This window comes from Streptomyces hyderabadensis (assembly GCF_020404845.1).
Lineage (GTDB): Bacteria > Actinomycetota > Actinomycetes > Streptomycetales > Streptomycetaceae > Streptomyces > Streptomyces hyderabadensis.
Genome location: NZ_JAIOJZ010000013.1, coordinates 46,474 through 62,556, shown reverse-complemented (window position 1 = coordinate 62,556; position 16,083 = coordinate 46,474). Strand labels below are relative to the sequence as shown.

The following is a 16,083-nucleotide window of genomic DNA, read 5'->3' as shown; positions in this document are numbered from 1 at the left end:
GTGAGAGACCAGTGATCACTTCCGTGCTCGTCGCCAACCGCGGCGAGATCGCCTGCCGGGTCTTCCGCACCTGCCGCGAGTTGGGCATCCGGACCGTCGCGGTGCACTCGGACCCCGACGCGAACGCCCTCCACGCGCGCGTGGCCGACACGGCCGTACGGCTGCCGGGGGCGACGCCCGCCGAGACGTATCTGCGCGGCGAGGCGATCGTGAAGGCCGCCCTCGCCGCCGGAGCCGACGCCGTCCACCCCGGGTACGGCTTCCTCTCCGAGAACGCCGACTTCGCCCGCGCCGTACGGGACGCGGGGCTGGTGTGGATCGGACCGCCGCCCGAGGCCATCGAGGCGATGGCGTCCAAGACCCGCGCCAAGGAACTCCTGGGCATCGCGCCCCTCACCGACGTCACCGAGGCCGACCTGCCGGTGCTGGTCAAGGCGGCGGCCGGTGGCGGCGGCCGCGGCATGCGTGTCGTGCGGGACCTCGCCGACCTCGACGCCGCACTGACCGCCGCCCGCGCCGAGGCCACCAGCGCCTTCGGCGACGGCGAGGTCTTCGTCGAGCCCTACCTGGAGAACGGCCGCCACGTCGAGGTGCAGATCCTCGCCGACACCCACGGCACGGTGTGGGCGCTCGGCACCCGCGACTGCTCCCTCCAGCGCCGCCACCAGAAGGTGATCGAGGAAGCCCCGGCACCCGGCCTGACCCCCGAACTCACCGCCGAACTCCACGACCTCGCCGTACGCGCCGCCCGCGCCGTCGACTACGCCGGCGCCGGCACCGTCGAGTTCCTCGTCGCCGACGGCAGGGCGCACTTCCTGGAGATGAACACCCGCCTCCAGGTCGAACACCCGGTCACGGAGGCGGTCTTCGGTATCGACCTCGTCGCCCTCCAGCTCCGCGTCGCCGAAGGGCACGCCCTCGAAAGCGATCCCCCGCGCGCGCGTGGCCACGCCGTCGAGGCCCGCCTGTACGCCGAGGACCCGGCGCACGGCTGGGCGCCGCAGACCGGACGCCTGCACCGCCTGGCCGTCCCGGACGGCATCCGCCTGGACACCGGTTACACCGACGGCGACGACATCGGCGTCCACTACGACCCGATGCTCGCCAAGGCGGTCGCCCACGCACCCACGCGCGCGGAGGCCGTCCGCCGCCTCGCCGGAGCCCTGGAACGGGCGGCGATCCACGGCCCGGTCACCAACCGCGAACTGCTCGTCCGCTCGCTGCGCCACGAGGAGTTCACCTCCGGCCGCATGGACACGGGCTTCTACGACCGCCACCTGGCCGACCTGACGCGGTCCGCCCCCGACCCCCTCGCCCCGCTCGCCGCCGCCCTCGCCGACGCGGCCGCCCGCCGGGGCCGCTTCGGCGGCTGGCGCAACCTGCCCTCCCAGCCGCAGGTCAAGCGCTACGCCATGGCGGGCGAGGAGCACGAGGTTTGTTACCGGCACACTCGCACCGGACTCACCGCCGACGGCGTCCGCGTCGTGCACGCCGACGCCGAACGGGTCGTCCTCGAAACGGACGGCGTACAGCGCCGCTTCGCCGTCGCCCGCTACGGCGACGACGTCCACGTCAACTCCACCCGCCTCACCGCCCTGCCCCGCTTCCCCGACCCCGCCGCCCAGCACGCCCCCGGCTCCCTCCTGGCCCCCATGCCGGGCACGGTCGTCCGCGTCGCGGAGGGACTGACGGAGGGCACTACCGTCCAGGCGGGCCAGCCGTTGCTGTGGCTGGAGGCCATGAAGATGGAACACCGGATCACCGCCCCGGCCACGGGAACACTGGCCAAGCTGAACGCCGTACCGGGGCAGCAAGTGACGGTCGGTTCTGTGCTGGCGGTAGTACAAGCAACCTAGGGGTGCGGGGCTGCATTGAATATGCGGCTCCGCCGCGTGAGCGCGACCAGCCACGACGAACCCGCACCCGAAGGAGCACAGTGACCACCCTCATCGAATCCAACGAGCACAAGTCCCTCCGCGAAGCGGTTGCGGCCTTCGCCCAAACCCACCCCCACACCACCAACGCCGAAGACGGCAAACGCCTCTGGCAGGACGCGGCCAAGCTCGGCTACATAGGCGTCAACCTGCCGGAGGCATACGGCGGAGGCGGCGCCGGCATCACCGGACTCTCCCTCGTCCTCGAAGAACTGGGCGCCGCCGGCAACCCCCTCCTCATGATGATCGTCTCCCCGGCGATCTGCGGCACCGTCATCGCCCGCTTCGGCACCGAGGAGCAGAAGCGCGCGTGGCTCCCGTCCCTCGCCGACGGCACCCGCCTGATGGCCTTCGGCATCACCGAACCCGACGCCGGCTCCAACAGCCACCGCATCACCACCACCGCCCGCCGCGACCCGGCCACCGGGGACTGGATCCTCACCGGCCGCAAGGTCTTCGTCTCCGGCGTCGACATCGCCGACGCCACCCTGATCGTCGGCCGCACCGAGGACGCCCGCACCGGCAGGCTGAAGCCCTGCCTGTTCATCGTCCCGCGCGACGCCCCCGGCTTCGAGCGTCGCCCCATCGACATGGAACTCAACGCCGTGGAGCGGCAGTTCGAACTCACCCTCGACGACGTACGGCTGCCCGCCGACGCCCTGGTCGGGGACGAGGACGCGGGGCTCCTCCAGCTCTTCGCCGGCCTCAACCCCGAGCGCGTGATGACGGCCGCGTTCGGCATCGGCATGGGCCGCTACGCCCTCTCCCGCGCCGTCGAGTACGCCCGCGAGCGCACCGTCTGGAAGACCCCCATCGGCGCCCACCAGGCCATCGCGCACCCCCTCGCCCAGGCGCACATCGACCTCGAACTCGCCCGCCTGATGATGCAGAAGGCGGCGCACCTCTACGACGCCGGCGACGACGTCGGCGCGGGCGAGGCCGCCAACATGGCCAAGTACGCCGCCGGGGAGGCCTGTGTGAAGGCCGTCGACCAGGCCGTGCACACCCTCGGCGGCAACGGCCTCACCCGCGAGTTCGGGCTCGCCCGGCTGATCACCGCCTCGCGCGTCGCCCGTATCGCCCCCGTGAGCCGGGAGATGATCCTCAACTACGTCTCCCACCAGACCCTGGGCCTGCCCAAGTCGTACTAGGCGGTACTAGGCCAGTAACGGGCCCGTACGAGGCCGTATCCAGCCCGCGTTGGAGGAACCGTGTTCCGCAGCGAGTACGCAGACGTCCCGCCCGTCGACCTGCCCATCCACGACGCGGTGCTCGGCGGGGCCGCCGCCTTCGGCAGCACCCCGGCGCTGATCGACGGCACCGACGGCACCACCCTCACCTACGAGCAGGTGGACCGGTTCCACCGGCGCGTCGCCGCCGCCCTCGCCGAGACCGGCGTGCGCAAGGGCGACGTCCTCGCCCTGCACAGCCCCAACACCGTCGCCTTCCCGCTGGCCTTCTACGCCGCCACCCGCGCGGGCGCCTCCGTCACCACCGTGCACCCGCTCGCCACCGCCGAGGAGTTCGCCAAGCAGCTGAAGGACAGCGCGGCCCGCTGGATCGTCACCGTCTCACCGCTCCTGGACACCGCCCGCCGGGCCGCCGGACTCGCGGGCGGCGTCCAGGAGATCCTGGTCTGCGACAGCGCGCCCGGGCACCGCTCCCTCGTCGACATGCTCGCGTCGACCGCGCCCGAACCGTCCGTCGCGATCGACCCGGCCGACGACGTCGCCGCCCTGCCGTACTCCTCCGGCACCACCGGCACCCCCAAGGGCGTCATGCTCACCCACCGGCAGATCGCCACCAACCTCGCCCAGCTCGAACCCCTCATGCCGGCCGCGCCCGGCGACCGCGTCCTGGCCGTGCTGCCGTTCTTCCACATCTACGGCCTCACCGCCCTGATGAACGCCCCGCTCAGGCTCGGCGCCACCGTCGTCGTGCTGCCCCGCTTCGACCTGGAGCAGTTCCTCGCCGCCATCCAGAACCACCGCATCACCAGCCTCTACGTCGCCCCGCCGATCGTCCTGGCCCTCGCCAAGCACCCCCTGGTCGCCGACTACGACCTCTCCTCGCTGAAGTACGTCGTCAGCGCCGCCGCCCCGCTGGACGCCCGCCTCGCCGCCGCCTGCTCCCGGCGGCTCGGCCTGCCCCCCGTCGGCCAGGCCTACGGCATGACGGAACTGTCCCCGGGCACCCACGTCGTCCCTCTGGACGCCATGGCCGACGCGCCGCCCGGCACCGTCGGCAAGCTCATCGCCGGCACCGAGATGCGCATCGTCTCCCTCACCGACCCCGGCAAGGACCTCCCCGCCGGCGAGTCCGGGGAGATCCTCATCCGCGGCCCCCAGGTCATGAAGGGCTACCTGGGCCGCCCCGACGCCACCGCCGCCATGATCGACACCGACGGCTGGCTGCACACCGGCGACGTCGGACACGTCGATGCCGACGGCTGGCTGTACGTCGTCGACCGGGTCAAGGAACTGATCAAGTACAAGGGCTTCCAGGTGGCCCCCGCCGAACTCGAAGCCCTCCTGCTCACCCACCCCGGCATCACCGACGCGGCCGTCGTCGGCGCGTACGACGCCGACGGCAACGAAGTACCGCACGCCTTCGTCGTACGCCGGCCGGCCGCCCCCGACCTCGCGGAGGGCGAGATCATGATGTACGTCGCCGAACGCGTCGCCCCCTACAAACGCGTCCGCAAGGTCACCTTCGTCGACGGCGTGCCCCGGGCGGCCAGCGGCAAGATCCTCCGCCGGGAACTGCGGGAGCGCGCATGAGCCTCGTCACCCGCACCCGGGACCGCGGGATCGAGACCCTCACCCTCGACTCCCCGCACAACCGCAACGCCCTCTCCGCCGCCCTCGTCGGCGACCTGGCCGCCGCCCTCACCGACGCGGACCGGGACCCCGGCGTCCGCGCGGTCGTCCTCACCCACACCGGCACCACCTTCAGCGCCGGCGCCGACCTGCGCGACCCGCCCGAGCCCGACGCCCTGGTCGCCCTGCTCAGACAGCTCGTCGAGCTGCCCAAGCCCGTCGTCGCCCGCGTCGACGGACACGTCCGCGCGGGCGGCCTCGGCCTGCTCGGCGCCTGCGACATCGCGGCCGCCTCCACCGCGTCCACCTTCGCCTTCACCGAGGTCCGCATCGGCGTCGCCCCCGCCGTCATCTCCCTCACCCTCCTGCCCCGCACCGACCCCCGCGCCCTCGCCCGCCACTACCTCACCGGCGAACGCTTCGACGCCGCCGAGGCCGCCAGGACCGGCCTGGTCACCGCGGCGGCCGAGGACGTGGACGCCGTACTGGAACCCGTACTCGACGGTGTGCGCCGTGCCTCACCGCAGGGCCTGGCCGAGACGAAACGGCTGCTCACGGCTAGGGTGCTGGAGGCCTTCGACCGGGACGCGGCCCACCTGACCGCGCTCTCGGCCCGGCTGTTCGCCTCCCCGCAGGCCCGCGAGGGGATGACGGCCTTCCTCGAACGACGGGATCCGGAATGGGTGGTGTGAGCGGCGCCGTGCACACGGCCGACCGCGCGGAGCGCGTTCCCAAGCAGGACCGCAGCCGGGCCACCCGGCAGCGCCTCCTGGAAGCAGCCGTGGCCTGCCTCGCCGAACACGGCTGGGCCGGGTCCACGGTCTCCGTCGTCGCCGAACACGCCGGCGTCTCCCGCGGCGCCGCCCAGCACCACTTCCCCACCCGCGAGGACCTCTTCACGGCGGCTGTGGAATACGTCGCCGAGGAACGCTCCCTCGCCCTGCGCGCCCTGTTCCCCGAGGGCACCGCCGCCGGTGACCGCCGCGCCGTGGTCGCCGCCCTCGTCGACCTCTACACCGGCCCGCTCTTCCGCGCCGCCCTGCACCTGTGGGTGGCCGCCTCCAACGAGGAACAGCTGCGCGAGAGGGTCACCGAACTGGAGGCCCGCGTCGGCCGCGAGACCCACCGCATCGCCGTCGACCTCCTCGGCGCCGACGAGTCCCGCCCCGGCGCCCGCGAAACCGTCCAGGGCCTCCTCGACATGGCCCGCGGCCTCGGCCTCGCCAACCTCCTCACCGACGACGGGGCCCGCCGGGAGCGAGTGGTGGAGCAGTGGGCGCGGCTGCTGGACGCGGCGCTGGCCCCGTGACCGGCGCCCCGCACCGGGGCACTGTCGGTGCCGGCCGCTACTGTCCCGGCCATGGGTGACTACTTCCAGACGATCGTCGACCTCGACGCCGGCGAGGCGGAGGCCACGGAACTCGCCGAGCGCGCGGTCGCGTGGCTGGTGAGCGAGGGCATCGTCCTCGCCGACCGCTCGGTCTGCGTCCTCGGACAGCCCCTCGGACACCCGCCCGGCCCCCACTGGAGCCGGGCGGTGACCGACGACGACCCCGACGGGGAACCGCACGACGGGCTCGCCGTGCACATCGGACGCACCGTCTTCGACAGCGGCCAGGACGAACCCGAAGCCGTGACCTGCCCGCACTGCCGCACCACCATCGACCTGTCGGACGCGGACACCGAGGAGACCGTCTGGCCCCGTTTCGCCTCCGCGATCACCGACTGGCAGGACGGCCCCGCAGACGCCGACGTGACCTGCCCCGCCTGCGCCCGCGACGTCCCCCTGACCGCATGGCTGTGGGCCGACGACCGGCTGGCCGCCGGCCACCTCGGCCTGGAGTTCTGGAACTGGCCCGAACTCAGCGACGACTTCCGGGCCCGCCTGGCCGCCGTCCTCGACGGCCACCGCACGGCCTACCTGTGGGGCAAGCTGTAGGCCAGGCGCCGGGACCCGTCACGGACTCAGCCGCTCCACCCGCCAGCTCCCGCCGCCCTCCGCCACGTACCGCAGCCGGTCGTGCAGCCGGTTCTCCCGGCCCTGCCAGAACTCCACCGCCTGAGGCACCACCCGGAACCCGCCCCAGTGCGGCGGCACCGGCACCTGCTCGCCCTCCGGATAGCGCGCCGCCAGCTCGGCGTACGCCGCGTCCAGCGCACCGCGGCCCGCCACCACCGAGGACTGCACGCTCGCCCAGGCACCCAGCTGGGAGCCGTGCGGCCGGGTCCGGAAATACGCGGCGGTCTCGTCCCGCCCGGTGCGGCGCGCCACGCCCGTGACCACGACCTGCCGGGCCATCGGATGCCAGGGGAACAGCAGCGAGACGTACGGATTCGCGTCCAGCTCGCGCGCCTTGCGGGAGTCGTAATTGGTGTAGAAGACGAAACCCTGCTCGTCGAAGTGCTTCAGCAGCACCGTGCGGGAGCTGGGCCGCCCCCCGGAGTCCGCCGTGGAGACCACCATGGCGTTCGGCTCGAACAGCCCGCCGTCCGTCGCCGCCTGCTTGAACCAGCGCGCGAACTGCTCGACGGGCGTCGCCGCCAGCCCGGTCTCGGACAGCCCCTCGGCCCGGTACTGCTTGCGCATCGAGGCGAGATCGAAGGGCACCGGGTCGGCGGCGGGGACGGCGGAATCGGCTTCGCGATCGGTCACGCCGCCCATCCTGCCGCATCCGCCCCGCCACCCGACCGGGGATGGCACCGAGTGCCGCACCCACTCCCCAAACCTGGCACCCGGAGATATGGTGCTTGGTCCCGCTCCGGCCGGATGACCGACGGCCGTACGGGGCATCACAGGGATGACCGCCGGGACCGCGAGTCGGGGACACGACCGTGGATCCATGGAGGCGCCGCACCGTCTCCGCCCAGGTCGCCGTACACCACTGATCACGAGGAGCCGCCTGATGTCCGACTTCGTACCCGGGCTAGAGGGAGTCGTCGCGTTCGAGACGGAGATCGCCGAACCCGACAAGGAGGGCGGCGCCCTGCGCTACCGCGGCGTCGACATCGAGGACCTGGTCGGGCACGTCTCCTTCGGCAACGTCTGGGGCCTGCTCGTCGACGGGGCCTTCAACCCCGGCCTGCCGCCCGCCGAGCCCTTCCCCATCCCCGTGCACTCCGGCGACATCAGGGTCGACGTCCAGTCCGCCCTCGCCATGCTCGCCCCCGCCTGGGGCCTCAAACCCCTGCTGGACATCGACGCCGCCCAGGCCCGCGACGACCTGGCCCGCGCCGCCGTCATGGCCCTGTCCTACGTCGCCCAGTCGGCGCGCGGCCAGAGCCTGCCCATGGTCCCGCAGCGCGAGATCGACAAGGCGGAGTCCATCGTCGAACGCTTCATGATCCGCTGGCGCGGCGAGCCCGACCCCAAGCACGTCGCCGCCGTCGACGCCTACTGGACCTCCGCCGCCGAGCACGGCATGAACGCCTCCACCTTCACCGCCCGCGTCATCGCCTCCACCGGCGCGGACGTGGCCGCCGCCCTCTCCGGGGCCGTGGGCGCCATGTCGGGACCGCTGCACGGCGGCGCCCCCTCCCGCGTCCTGCACATGATCGAGGAGATCGAGCGCACCGGCGACGCCGAGGCCTACGTCAAGAAGACCCTCGACGCCGGCGAACGCCTCATGGGCTTCGGCCACCGCGTCTACCGCGCCGAGGACCCGCGCGCCCGCGTCCTGCGCCGCACCGCCCGCGAACTGGGTGCCCCGCGCTACGAGGTCGCCGAGGCCCTGGAAAAGGCTGCCCTGGCCGAACTGCACGCCCGCCGCCCCGACCGGGTACTGGCCACCAACGTCGAGTTCTGGGCCGCCATCATGCTGGACTTCGCCGAGGTCCCGGCACCCATGTTCACCTCGATGTTCACCTGCGCCCGCACCGCCGGCTGGTCCGCCCACATCCTGGAGCAGAAGCGCACCGGCCGCCTGGTCCGCCCCTCCGCCCGCTACGTGGGCCCCGGCACCCGCGACCCGCACGACATCGAGGGCTACGCCGACATCGCGGACTGACCGCCCCGCGAACGCAGACGACCCGCGAGTCTGGTTCCTCCGTGGAGGAGCCGGCCGGACGTACCGGCGACTCGCGGGTCGGGTGACTGCTTGGGATTGGGCCGGCTGCACGCGTCTGTCACGCGCTGGTCCGGCGCCGCACTCCGTGTGGTGCCGGGCCGCTAGCCCGCAGCCACCTCACGCGTCCGGTTGTCATACATTCGCCGGATCACCTCCTTTCGGTGTGGGGCCCACATTAGGAACGCGTTGGCCTTCGATCAACCTCTTTTTTCGACAGGCGGAGCGCACGGGCTCCTCACGGGTGCTGTACAGGTATCCATCGCCCCGTTGCAGCACCTGAAGATGCGTGTGGAACACGTTGATCCGGCCCGTCCGCGTGGTGATGCTGTGCTGGCCCCTCGCGCGGACCGATACCCGGCCCGTCCAAGTCCCCGCCCAGCTGCCGGTGGGCACTGTGGCCCGCACGAGGTCACCCGTACTGAAGCCGAAGTGCTGTTTGGTGCGTGGTCGTCGCAGACGAGGGAACCCGTACCGATCCGGGGTGGTCCGCGCATACGAACCGCGTCCGGTGGCCTTGGCCACGAGTACGCGTTCCGTGAACCGGACGATACGGTCCCCCTTGCTGTGATCAAGGCGCCCGACCGAGAGGGCATCCAGGGTGTGGGTCTTTTCGAGGCCGGAGAACTCGCGGGTTGCCTTGGTGAGGCGGCCCGACCAGCCGTGAACGGGCTTGCCGAGGGTACGGAGTGCTTCGAGAAGGCGGGGCGAGATGGCATTGATTGCGGCGGCATCGTCGAGGGGCGCCTGGATTTGCCGGAGGACCGCGGCGAGCCGTTAGGGCTGGTGAGCCAGGAAGGTCTGCACGGAGCGGCTCCCTTTTGCCTGGTTGCAAGGTACGCAGGAGACGACGAGGTTGGAGATGCGGCTGGAGCCTCCTCTGCTCCGCGGTTTGACGTGCTCGACGTTGAGACGGACCCCGGCGACACCGCAGTATGCGCAGGTGTTGTGCCACGCGTCTCGGAGACGCGTGCGGATGGGTGCCGGAGCCGGGTTGCCTTCCTGGTGCATGTCGAAGGCCACCCGTTCGACGTTGATCTCGGTGATCGGGGCGTAACGACTCAGGCGGGCAGCCAGGGCGAAGGTTGTGTCGACGCGGTGGCGCACGGAAGGCGGCAGCCACCCGGCGGGCCGCATGCGGTTGAGCGAGCGCGGTGCGCGGTAGCGGCGGTTGGCCGAGCGTCTCCGTCGCCGGTAGCCCGAACGCTGTCGCATGCGGGAGCGGATCTGATCACCGCGGTGCCGGAGCTCCATCGAGAACAGCCCGCGACGGACGGTGACACGGGCACCGTCCGCGCCGACTTCCCTCTTCTCGTCGGTGAGGGCGAAACCTGTGCCCCTGGAGCCCGGGTCGACGCGGAGTTGTACGCCGACAACGTCTGATTCCCCGTGTGTACGGTCCTTCAACCGGATGACGAAGGGGATCCGGCGGGCGATCGCGGCCCTGCCGCGCGCCAGTAGCTGCCGGGCACGAGCAGGGTGACAGGGCATGAGGGGCCTCCCGTCCTTCGACAGCACGAAGACCCTTGCAGCGCCGACGCCGCCCGCATAAACCTGATTGGGTGTGGGAGCGTCACCGCTCCCGCTCTCTGCCGCCTTCGCCGCCTTGGCGGCGCTCTTGGCGTGCCGCCGGCGGGCGATGGTGTGTCGCTCGCCGGTCTCCCCTCGCCCATGTTCCCTATCGGTGCCCCGGTTCGTTCCGGGGTGTCCGTGAGCCGTTTCGTCCCTGCCCCCTGGGGTGTCTGCTCCCACGGATTCCAGAGCAGGCTGCTGAGGAAGCACAGCTTGGTGGGTCCGCTCACCTGTAGGAAACGTAGTCATCGGGGCACCTCCCTGGTCCGTCCGACCGTGACGACTCGGGCTGGTCACCCGACGACCTTTCGGCGGGGGGGGCGGGTGACCTCCCTTCTATGGCGCGATTGACTCTAATGCCAGAAAGATCAGGAACGGAGAAAGGTTCTAGAAATACCTCTATTTGTGTGGAGTGGTTGATTTTATCGATATTTGGATGCGAATAGTGCTAAGGGGTCGTCTCGTGTGGCAAGTTTCTTGGGAATCCCAGGGCGGTGGCCACGGCCGGGTTCGGTTCTGCCGGTCGTTGCGGTCCGCATACGGGATCTTGAGGCCGTGAGTAGCCCGTGGCAGGCTCAGGCCGCATGGTCGATGAATCCGCGAAGAACAGCCTGCACGAGAGACTGCGGCGGGACCGCAAGGCGCTGCTCTGGAAACTCGACGGCCTGTCCGAGTACGACGCCCGCCGACCTTTGACCGTGACCGGAACGAACCTCCTCGGTCTGGTCAAACACGTGGCCAGCGTCGAGGCCAGGTACTTCGGCGAGGTCTTCGACCGGCCGTCCCCGGAACCACTGCCCCGGTGGCAGGACCACGACGGCAGTGATCTGTGGGTGGCTGCGGACGAAACACGCGATCAGATCATCGGGTTCTATCGGCGCACGTGGGAACGCTCGGACGCGACGATCGACGAGCTTGCCCTCGATGCCCCCGGCCACGTGCCGTGGTGGCCAGAGCCTCATGCCGACACGAACCTGTTCGCCATCCTGGTCCACGTCCTCGGCGAGACCAACCGGCATGCCGGGCACGCCGACATCCTGCGCGAAGGCGTCGACGGCCGAACCGGGATGCGCCCCGAACACGAGACACAGATCGATGAGGACGCCCGCACCACCTACCGCGCGAAAATCGAGCAGGCCGCCCGATCGGCCGCATCAGGCAAGGCATAGAAGGAAGTCCGGGAGCCGGTTGCCCGATTACTGCCCTCGATCGCGACTGCACATGCTGACTGGGCGTGTCGGCGGTGCGCTCGGGCGGCTGTCCCGGCTGTTCCGGACCGACCCCGAGCCGCACAACTCCTTCGGGTTCTAAGCAGTCACCCCACGGGCCCCGCCCCGGCTACCGCTGCTCCACCGTGCCGGCCAGGTCCAGGGCGGTGGCGATGCGGACCGCCACGTCCTCGGCGTACATCGCGTCCGGCCGCTCGAAGGCGCTGCGTCCCGCGCCCCGCAGGAAGGTGACGACGCCCAGTGTCCGGCCGCGGCTGCGCAGCACCGCGCACAGGCCGTGCACCGTGTCCTCCGGCCACTGGCGGGCCGTGGCCCACCGGCGCACCTGCTCGGCCGGGACCGTCCGCACCCCGGCGCTGGCCCGCACCGAACCCGCCCGCTCCACGCACTGCACGGCCGGGTGGCCCTCGCCGTAACGCACCGGCAGCCCCGTCGTCCCGGACGGCACGGCGGGCCCCGGCGCGCCGGACGGGGTGGCCGCGACCCGCACCAGCCGCACCGGCTCCGCGGCGTCGGTGTCCGAGGCCGCCCCGCCCACCACCCGGTCGATCAGGGCGTGGTCGGCGAACCCGGCCAGCGCGAAGTCCAGGTGGACGACGGCTGCCTCCGCCGGGTCCTCGCACTCGGCCGCGGCACGCGCCGCCCGGTGCAGCTGATTGGCCCTGAAGCGCAGTAGCGCCGCCTCCTGCTCGGCCTGCTTCGACTCCGTGACGTCCTGGAACAGCCAGCCGACACCCAGCGGCACCGGCTCCTCCGCGAGCGGCGAGGCCAGCCGCACGAATCCGCTGCGCCAGCACCGGCGGCGCTCGCCCTCCGGCGTGCGCAGGCTCACCCACACCTCGGCGGGCCCGGGCGGCGCGCCCTCGGCCAGGACGTGCGTGAGCGCGTTCTCCAGCTCCTCGACGCCCTGGGCGAGCAGATCGCCGAGCGGCCGCCCCAGTACGGAGGTGCGCCCGGCTCCGAGTGCCCGGGCCGCGTGCGCGTTGACGACGGCGGGGCGCAGGTCCGCGTCCACCAGGACCACGCCCCAGCTCGCGTCCTCCAGCAGGGCCTCGCTCAGCGCGATGGACCGCTCCAGGTCGATCTGCGCGTGCACCTCGCTGAACGCGCAGTACACCCCCGCGGGCCTGCCGTCGGGACCGCGCACCGCCGCGGACTGGGTGCGCACCAGCACCCGGCCGCCGTCCTTGGTCAGCAGCGCGAACTCGTGCACCTGGCGTCCCGGCGCCCGCATGGCCGACAGCAGCCGCTCCTCCACCTCCCCGGCGTCCGCGCTGCGCACGGCCCACCCGGCGAAGCCCTGCCGCCCCACGGCCTCGGCCGCGCTCCAGCCCAGGATCCGCTCCGCCTCGCGGTTCCAGTGGGTCACGACCCCGTCCGCGTCGAAGGCGCACAGGGCCGCGTCCATGCCGTCGAGGAGCGCGGCCAGCAGGTCCGCGCCGTCCCGCTCGGGCTGCTCCGGCTCGTCCGGCCCCAGCTCGTCGGTGGTCCCACTACGCCGCGAAGCACTCACCTGGACCCCCTGCAGGCTGCGTCCGCCGTACCGTACGTCGGTTCGCTCACTGGCCTTCATTCAACTCGAACGTGATGCAGCACACACCGGGTTCCCGCAACTTCGCGGAAATCGTTGTACTGCGGAAACTCGGCATAAGCCGCTGTCATGAGGGGCGCGGGCGGGGTCACGCCGGGGCGGCGGCGAGCCTCAGGTCGACCCATTCGTCGCGCTCGCCGTCGAGCACGTACCGCTCCTTCTCCACGAACCCGCGGGCCCCGGCGAACCGCAACCCGTCGGCGTTGGCCGCCAGCACCACGGTTTCCACCGCCCCGGCGTCCAGTTCGCGCGCGTGCGCCAGCCCCGCCCCGTAGAGCGCCGTCCCGATCCCGCGCCCCCGGTACGCCGGCAGCACCCGCGCGATCACGGTCGCCACCCGTTCCTCGCCCCGGGGCGGCCGCACGGTCGAGCAGCCGACGAGTACGTCCCCCAGGTAGGCGTTGGCCAGGCGGTTGCGCCCGACGCGCTCCCGCGCCTCGTCGAGGCTCATGGCGGCCGGCGGCACGATCACGTTGTGCACGTGGCGCCACTGCTCCACCATGGCGTCGCCCTCCACCGGCTCGATCCGCAGCGCCGAGCCCGCCCCGGCCGCGACCGTCCCGCGCCGCGCGTCCACCTCGATCTCGATGCGCATCCGCTCGTCCGCGAGCCCGCACACCATCATCGTCGCGGCCGGCCGCACCGGCCCGAACGCCCGCCGCAGCACGGGCCAGCACGGCTCGAAGTCCTCCCGCTCGGGCAGCAGGTAGCGCACCCGCACCACGTCCGCGAAGGTGCACCCCGCCTCGGCCAGCGCGGCCCCGATGTTGCGCAGGCACTGCTCGGCCTGCTCCACCACGTCCCCGGAGATCGTCATCGACGCGTAGTCGAACCCGGTCGTCCCCGACACGTGCACCCGGTCGCCGTCGACGACCGCCCGGGCGTACCCGATCCGTTCCTCGAAGGCCGACCCGCTGACCACCGCCCGCCTGACCGGCGGCTCCCCCTGTCGTCTCGTCATGGGCGGAACCGTAGGCGAGCGGTGCGAGAACGATCAATGCACCGGGCGCGGCTGGTGCCGGCGGCCGGGCCCGGTGGCCGCGTTCGGTCAGCGGCGGTAGAAGATGCGGTCCCGGTACTGCTCCAGTACGCGGCCGTTCCACTCGTGGCCGCCGTCCACGTTGCCCGAGCGCAGCAGCGGGGGTTCGATGCCGTGGTCGGCGAGGGCGGCGGCCGCGGTGGCCGTCATGGCCTGCATGAGGGCGCTGGTGACGACCGTGGAGGCGGGTGCGAAGGGCGCCGGGACGGTGTCGAGGGTGAGTTCCGCGTCCCCGACGGCGATCTTGGAGTCCAGTACGACGTCGCAGTGGTCCTTGAGGAAGGTGCCGGAGGCGTGCCGCGAGGTCGTCTCGGAGGCGTACGCCACCGACGTCACGCCGATGACCCGGACGCCGAGGGCGCGGGCGTTCATGGCCATCTCCACGGGCAGGGCGTTGCGCCCGGACAGGGAGATGATCACCAGGGCGTCGCCCGCGCGCAGCGGGGAGGAGTCGAGGACGGCGCTCGCGAGGCCGTCGACGCGTTCCAGGGCGGAGCCGAGCGTGGCCGGCATCACGTCGACGCCGACGACGCCGGGCACGGCGAGCAGGTTCATCAGGGCGAGTCCGCCGGCGCGGTAGACGACGTCCTGGGCGGGGAGGGAGGAGTGACCGGCGCCGAAGGCGAAGAGCCGGCCGCCGTCGCGCACCGTGTCGGCGAGCAGGGTGCCCGCCGCCTCGATGCTGTCCGCCTCCTCGTCGCGGACGCGCCGCAGGAGGTCGATCGCCGCGTCGAGGAACTGGCCGGCCGGCTTGTGATCGCTCATGCGGGACCCCTTCGATGTGGCTGCGTCGCGGATCACGGTGCGGTCTGGACCAGCGCGGTGTCAATACGGCGTCAACCCGGTGCGGAGGCCCGTGGACGGACCCGTCGGGCCCGGCTTTTCGCGGCGAGGCACGGTTGTCGGTGGTATGCGTCAGAATTGGTTGCAGGGCCAGCGCACGCGCCGGTGGGCCGCAGCCTCCGGCAATCTCATCGAGGGGCACGTATGTCCGGACTGATCGACACCACGGAGATGTATCTCCGCACCATCCTGGAGCTGGAGGAGGAAGGTGTGGTCCCGATGCGCGCCCGGATCGCCGAGCGGCTCGACCAGAGCGGTCCCACGGTCAGCCAGACGGTGGCGCGGATGGAGCGCGACGGGCTGGTGTCCGTGGCGGCGGACCGGCATCTGGAGCTGACCGAGGAGGGCAGGCGGCTGGCGACGCGTGTGATGCGCAAGCACCGGCTCGCGGAGTGCCTGCTCGTCGACGTGATCGGCCTGGAGTGGGAGCAGGTGCACGCGGAGGCCTGTCGCTGGGAGCACGTGATGAGCGAGGCGGTCGAGCGCCGGGTGCTGGAGCTGCTGCGGCACCCGACCGAGTCGCCGTACGGGAACCCGATCCCGGGCCTGGAGGAGCTGGGCGAGACGGACGGGGCGGACCCGTTCCTGGACGAGGGCATGGTGTCCCTGGCCGACCTCGACCCGGGCGTCGAGGGCAAGACGGTCGTCGTGCGCCGTATCGGCGAGCCGATCCAGACGGACGCGCAGCTGATGTACACGCTGCGCCGGGCCGGGGTGCAGCCGGGCTCGGTGGTGAGCGTGACCGAGTCGGCGGGCGGCGTGCTGGTGGGCAGCAGCGGCGAGGCCGCCGAGCTGGAGTCGGAGACCGCCTCCCACGTGTTCGTCGCCAAGCGCTGACCGCGCCCGGCGGGGGTCCGGCGTCGCGGTCTCCACGATTCGGGCCCCAGTGGGCCGAATCGCAGCGGCCGGACGTTTCGCGTGCAAGGCTGTGGCGTGCGGCAGAGGACGCGAGGGGCTCTTGGCGGTGGACGACAGCGATGTCATCCGGGCCGGAG

Annotated in this window: 14 protein-coding genes; 9 read left to right on the top strand and 5 right to left on the bottom strand. The window is 72.3% G+C overall.

What is annotated here, in order from left to right:
- Positions 1-11 precede the first annotated feature (11 nt).
- The 6 genes from K7854_RS12670 to K7854_RS12645 all read left to right on the top strand — a co-directional run bounded on the left by K7854_RS12670 (position 12) and on the right by K7854_RS12645 (position 6,692).
- The gene (locus K7854_RS12670; protein ID WP_226026544.1) at positions 12-1,856 is read left to right on the top strand and encodes an acetyl/propionyl/methylcrotonyl-CoA carboxylase subunit alpha; all 1,845 of its coding nucleotides are present in this window, start codon (positions 12-14) and stop codon (positions 1,854-1,856) included.
- An 80-nt stretch (positions 1,857-1,936) separates the two neighbouring features.
- Positions 1,937-3,085, top strand: coding sequence for an acyl-CoA dehydrogenase family protein (locus K7854_RS12665; protein ID WP_226026543.1), 1,149 nt, complete (start codon positions 1,937-1,939; stop codon positions 3,083-3,085).
- 60 nt (positions 3,086-3,145) lie between these two features.
- On the top strand, positions 3,146-4,714 hold the full coding sequence (locus K7854_RS12660) for a 4-coumarate--CoA ligase family protein (RefSeq protein ID WP_226026542.1): 1,569 nt from the start codon (positions 3,146-3,148) through the stop codon (positions 4,712-4,714).
- The gene (locus K7854_RS12655) at positions 4,711-5,445 is read left to right on the top strand and encodes an enoyl-CoA hydratase family protein (RefSeq protein WP_226026541.1); all 735 of its coding nucleotides are present in this window, start codon (positions 4,711-4,713) and stop codon (positions 5,443-5,445) included. The genes K7854_RS12660 and K7854_RS12655 overlap by 4 nt, the downstream gene beginning before the upstream one ends.
- Complete coding sequence (locus tag K7854_RS12650) at positions 5,433-6,062, top strand: TetR/AcrR family transcriptional regulator (protein WP_226026540.1); 630 nt, start codon at positions 5,433-5,435, stop codon at positions 6,060-6,062. Before K7854_RS12655 ends, K7854_RS12650 begins: the two co-directional genes overlap by 13 nt.
- 51 nt (positions 6,063-6,113) lie before the next feature.
- A complete protein-coding gene (locus K7854_RS12645; RefSeq protein WP_226026539.1) occupies positions 6,114-6,692 on the top strand; it encodes a hypothetical protein in 579 nt (192 codons plus the stop codon).
- 18 nt (positions 6,693-6,710) lie between these two features.
- Here K7854_RS12645 and pdxH read toward each other — a convergent pair whose 3' ends face one another.
- Positions 6,711-7,415: a pyridoxamine 5'-phosphate oxidase gene (pdxH, locus tag K7854_RS12640; RefSeq protein ID WP_226026538.1), complete on the bottom strand. Its 705-nt coding sequence runs from the start codon at positions 7,413-7,415 to the stop codon at positions 6,711-6,713.
- 241 nt (positions 7,416-7,656) lie between these two features.
- On the opposite strand from pdxH, the gene K7854_RS12635 reads away from it, so the two are divergent.
- Complete coding sequence (locus K7854_RS12635; RefSeq protein ID WP_226026537.1) at positions 7,657-8,757, top strand: citrate synthase 2; 1,101 nt, start codon at positions 7,657-7,659, stop codon at positions 8,755-8,757.
- 834 nt (positions 8,758-9,591) lie between these two features.
- Here the strand turns inward: K7854_RS12635 and iscB are convergent.
- Entirely contained in the window at positions 9,592-10,305 is a 714-nt protein-coding gene (gene iscB / locus K7854_RS12630) for an RNA-guided endonuclease IscB (protein WP_264087253.1), read from the bottom strand.
- A gap of 665 nt (positions 10,306-10,970) precedes the next feature.
- On the opposite strand from iscB, the gene K7854_RS12625 reads away from it, so the two are divergent.
- Positions 10,971-11,555 (top strand): DinB family protein, encoded by a 585-nt coding sequence (locus K7854_RS12625; protein ID WP_226026535.1) that lies wholly within the window; start codon positions 10,971-10,973, stop codon positions 11,553-11,555.
- A gap of 169 nt (positions 11,556-11,724) precedes the next feature.
- On the opposite strand, the gene K7854_RS12620 is transcribed toward K7854_RS12625, so the two are convergent.
- The 3 genes from K7854_RS12620 to K7854_RS12610 form a co-directional block, all read right to left on the bottom strand.
- On the bottom strand, positions 11,725-13,188 hold the full coding sequence (locus K7854_RS12620) for a PAS domain-containing protein (RefSeq protein WP_226026534.1): 1,464 nt from the start codon (positions 13,186-13,188) through the stop codon (positions 11,725-11,727).
- A gap of 106 nt (positions 13,189-13,294) precedes the next feature.
- A complete protein-coding gene (locus tag K7854_RS12615; RefSeq protein WP_226026533.1) occupies positions 13,295-14,167 on the bottom strand; it encodes a GNAT family N-acetyltransferase in 873 nt (290 codons plus the stop codon).
- Between the two features lie 87 nt (positions 14,168-14,254).
- Positions 14,255-15,010 (bottom strand): SIS domain-containing protein, encoded by a 756-nt coding sequence (locus K7854_RS12610; protein WP_226026532.1) that lies wholly within the window; start codon positions 15,008-15,010, stop codon positions 14,255-14,257.
- Between the two features lie 222 nt (positions 15,011-15,232).
- On the opposite strand from K7854_RS12610, the gene K7854_RS12605 reads away from it, so the two are divergent.
- Entirely contained in the window at positions 15,233-15,925 is a 693-nt protein-coding gene (locus K7854_RS12605) for an iron-dependent transcriptional repressor DtxR (RefSeq protein ID WP_226026531.1), read from the top strand.
- Positions 15,926-16,083 lie beyond the last annotated feature (158 nt).

Bases quoted from the DNA above. Each gene is read 5' to 3' on its own strand.
- K7854_RS12655 (WP_226026541.1), top strand. From the start codon at position 4,711: ATGAGCCTCGTCACCCGCACCCGGGACCGCGGGATCGAGACCCTCACC.
- K7854_RS12650 (WP_226026540.1), top strand. From the start codon at position 5,433: ATGGGTGGTGTGAGCGGCGCCGTGCACACGGCCGACCGCGCGGAGCGC.
- K7854_RS12645 (WP_226026539.1), top strand. From the start codon at position 6,114: ATGGGTGACTACTTCCAGACGATCGTCGACCTCGACGCCGGCGAGGCG.
- pdxH (WP_226026538.1), bottom strand. From the start codon at position 7,415: ATGGGCGGCGTGACCGATCGCGAAGCCGATTCCGCCGTCCCCGCCGCC.
- K7854_RS12635 (WP_226026537.1), top strand. From the start codon at position 7,657: ATGTCCGACTTCGTACCCGGGCTAGAGGGAGTCGTCGCGTTCGAGACG.
- iscB (WP_264087253.1), bottom strand. From the start codon at position 10,305: ATGCCCTGTCACCCTGCTCGTGCCCGGCAGCTACTGGCGCGCGGCAGG.
- K7854_RS12625 (WP_226026535.1), top strand. From the start codon at position 10,971: ATGGTCGATGAATCCGCGAAGAACAGCCTGCACGAGAGACTGCGGCGG.
- K7854_RS12620 (WP_226026534.1), bottom strand. From the start codon at position 13,188: ATGAAGGCCAGTGAGCGAACCGACGTACGGTACGGCGGACGCAGCCTG.
- K7854_RS12615 (WP_226026533.1), bottom strand. From the start codon at position 14,167: ATGACGAGACGACAGGGGGAGCCGCCGGTCAGGCGGGCGGTGGTCAGC.
- K7854_RS12610 (WP_226026532.1), bottom strand. From the start codon at position 15,010: ATGAGCGATCACAAGCCGGCCGGCCAGTTCCTCGACGCGGCGATCGAC.
- K7854_RS12605 (WP_226026531.1), top strand. From the start codon at position 15,233: ATGTCCGGACTGATCGACACCACGGAGATGTATCTCCGCACCATCCTG.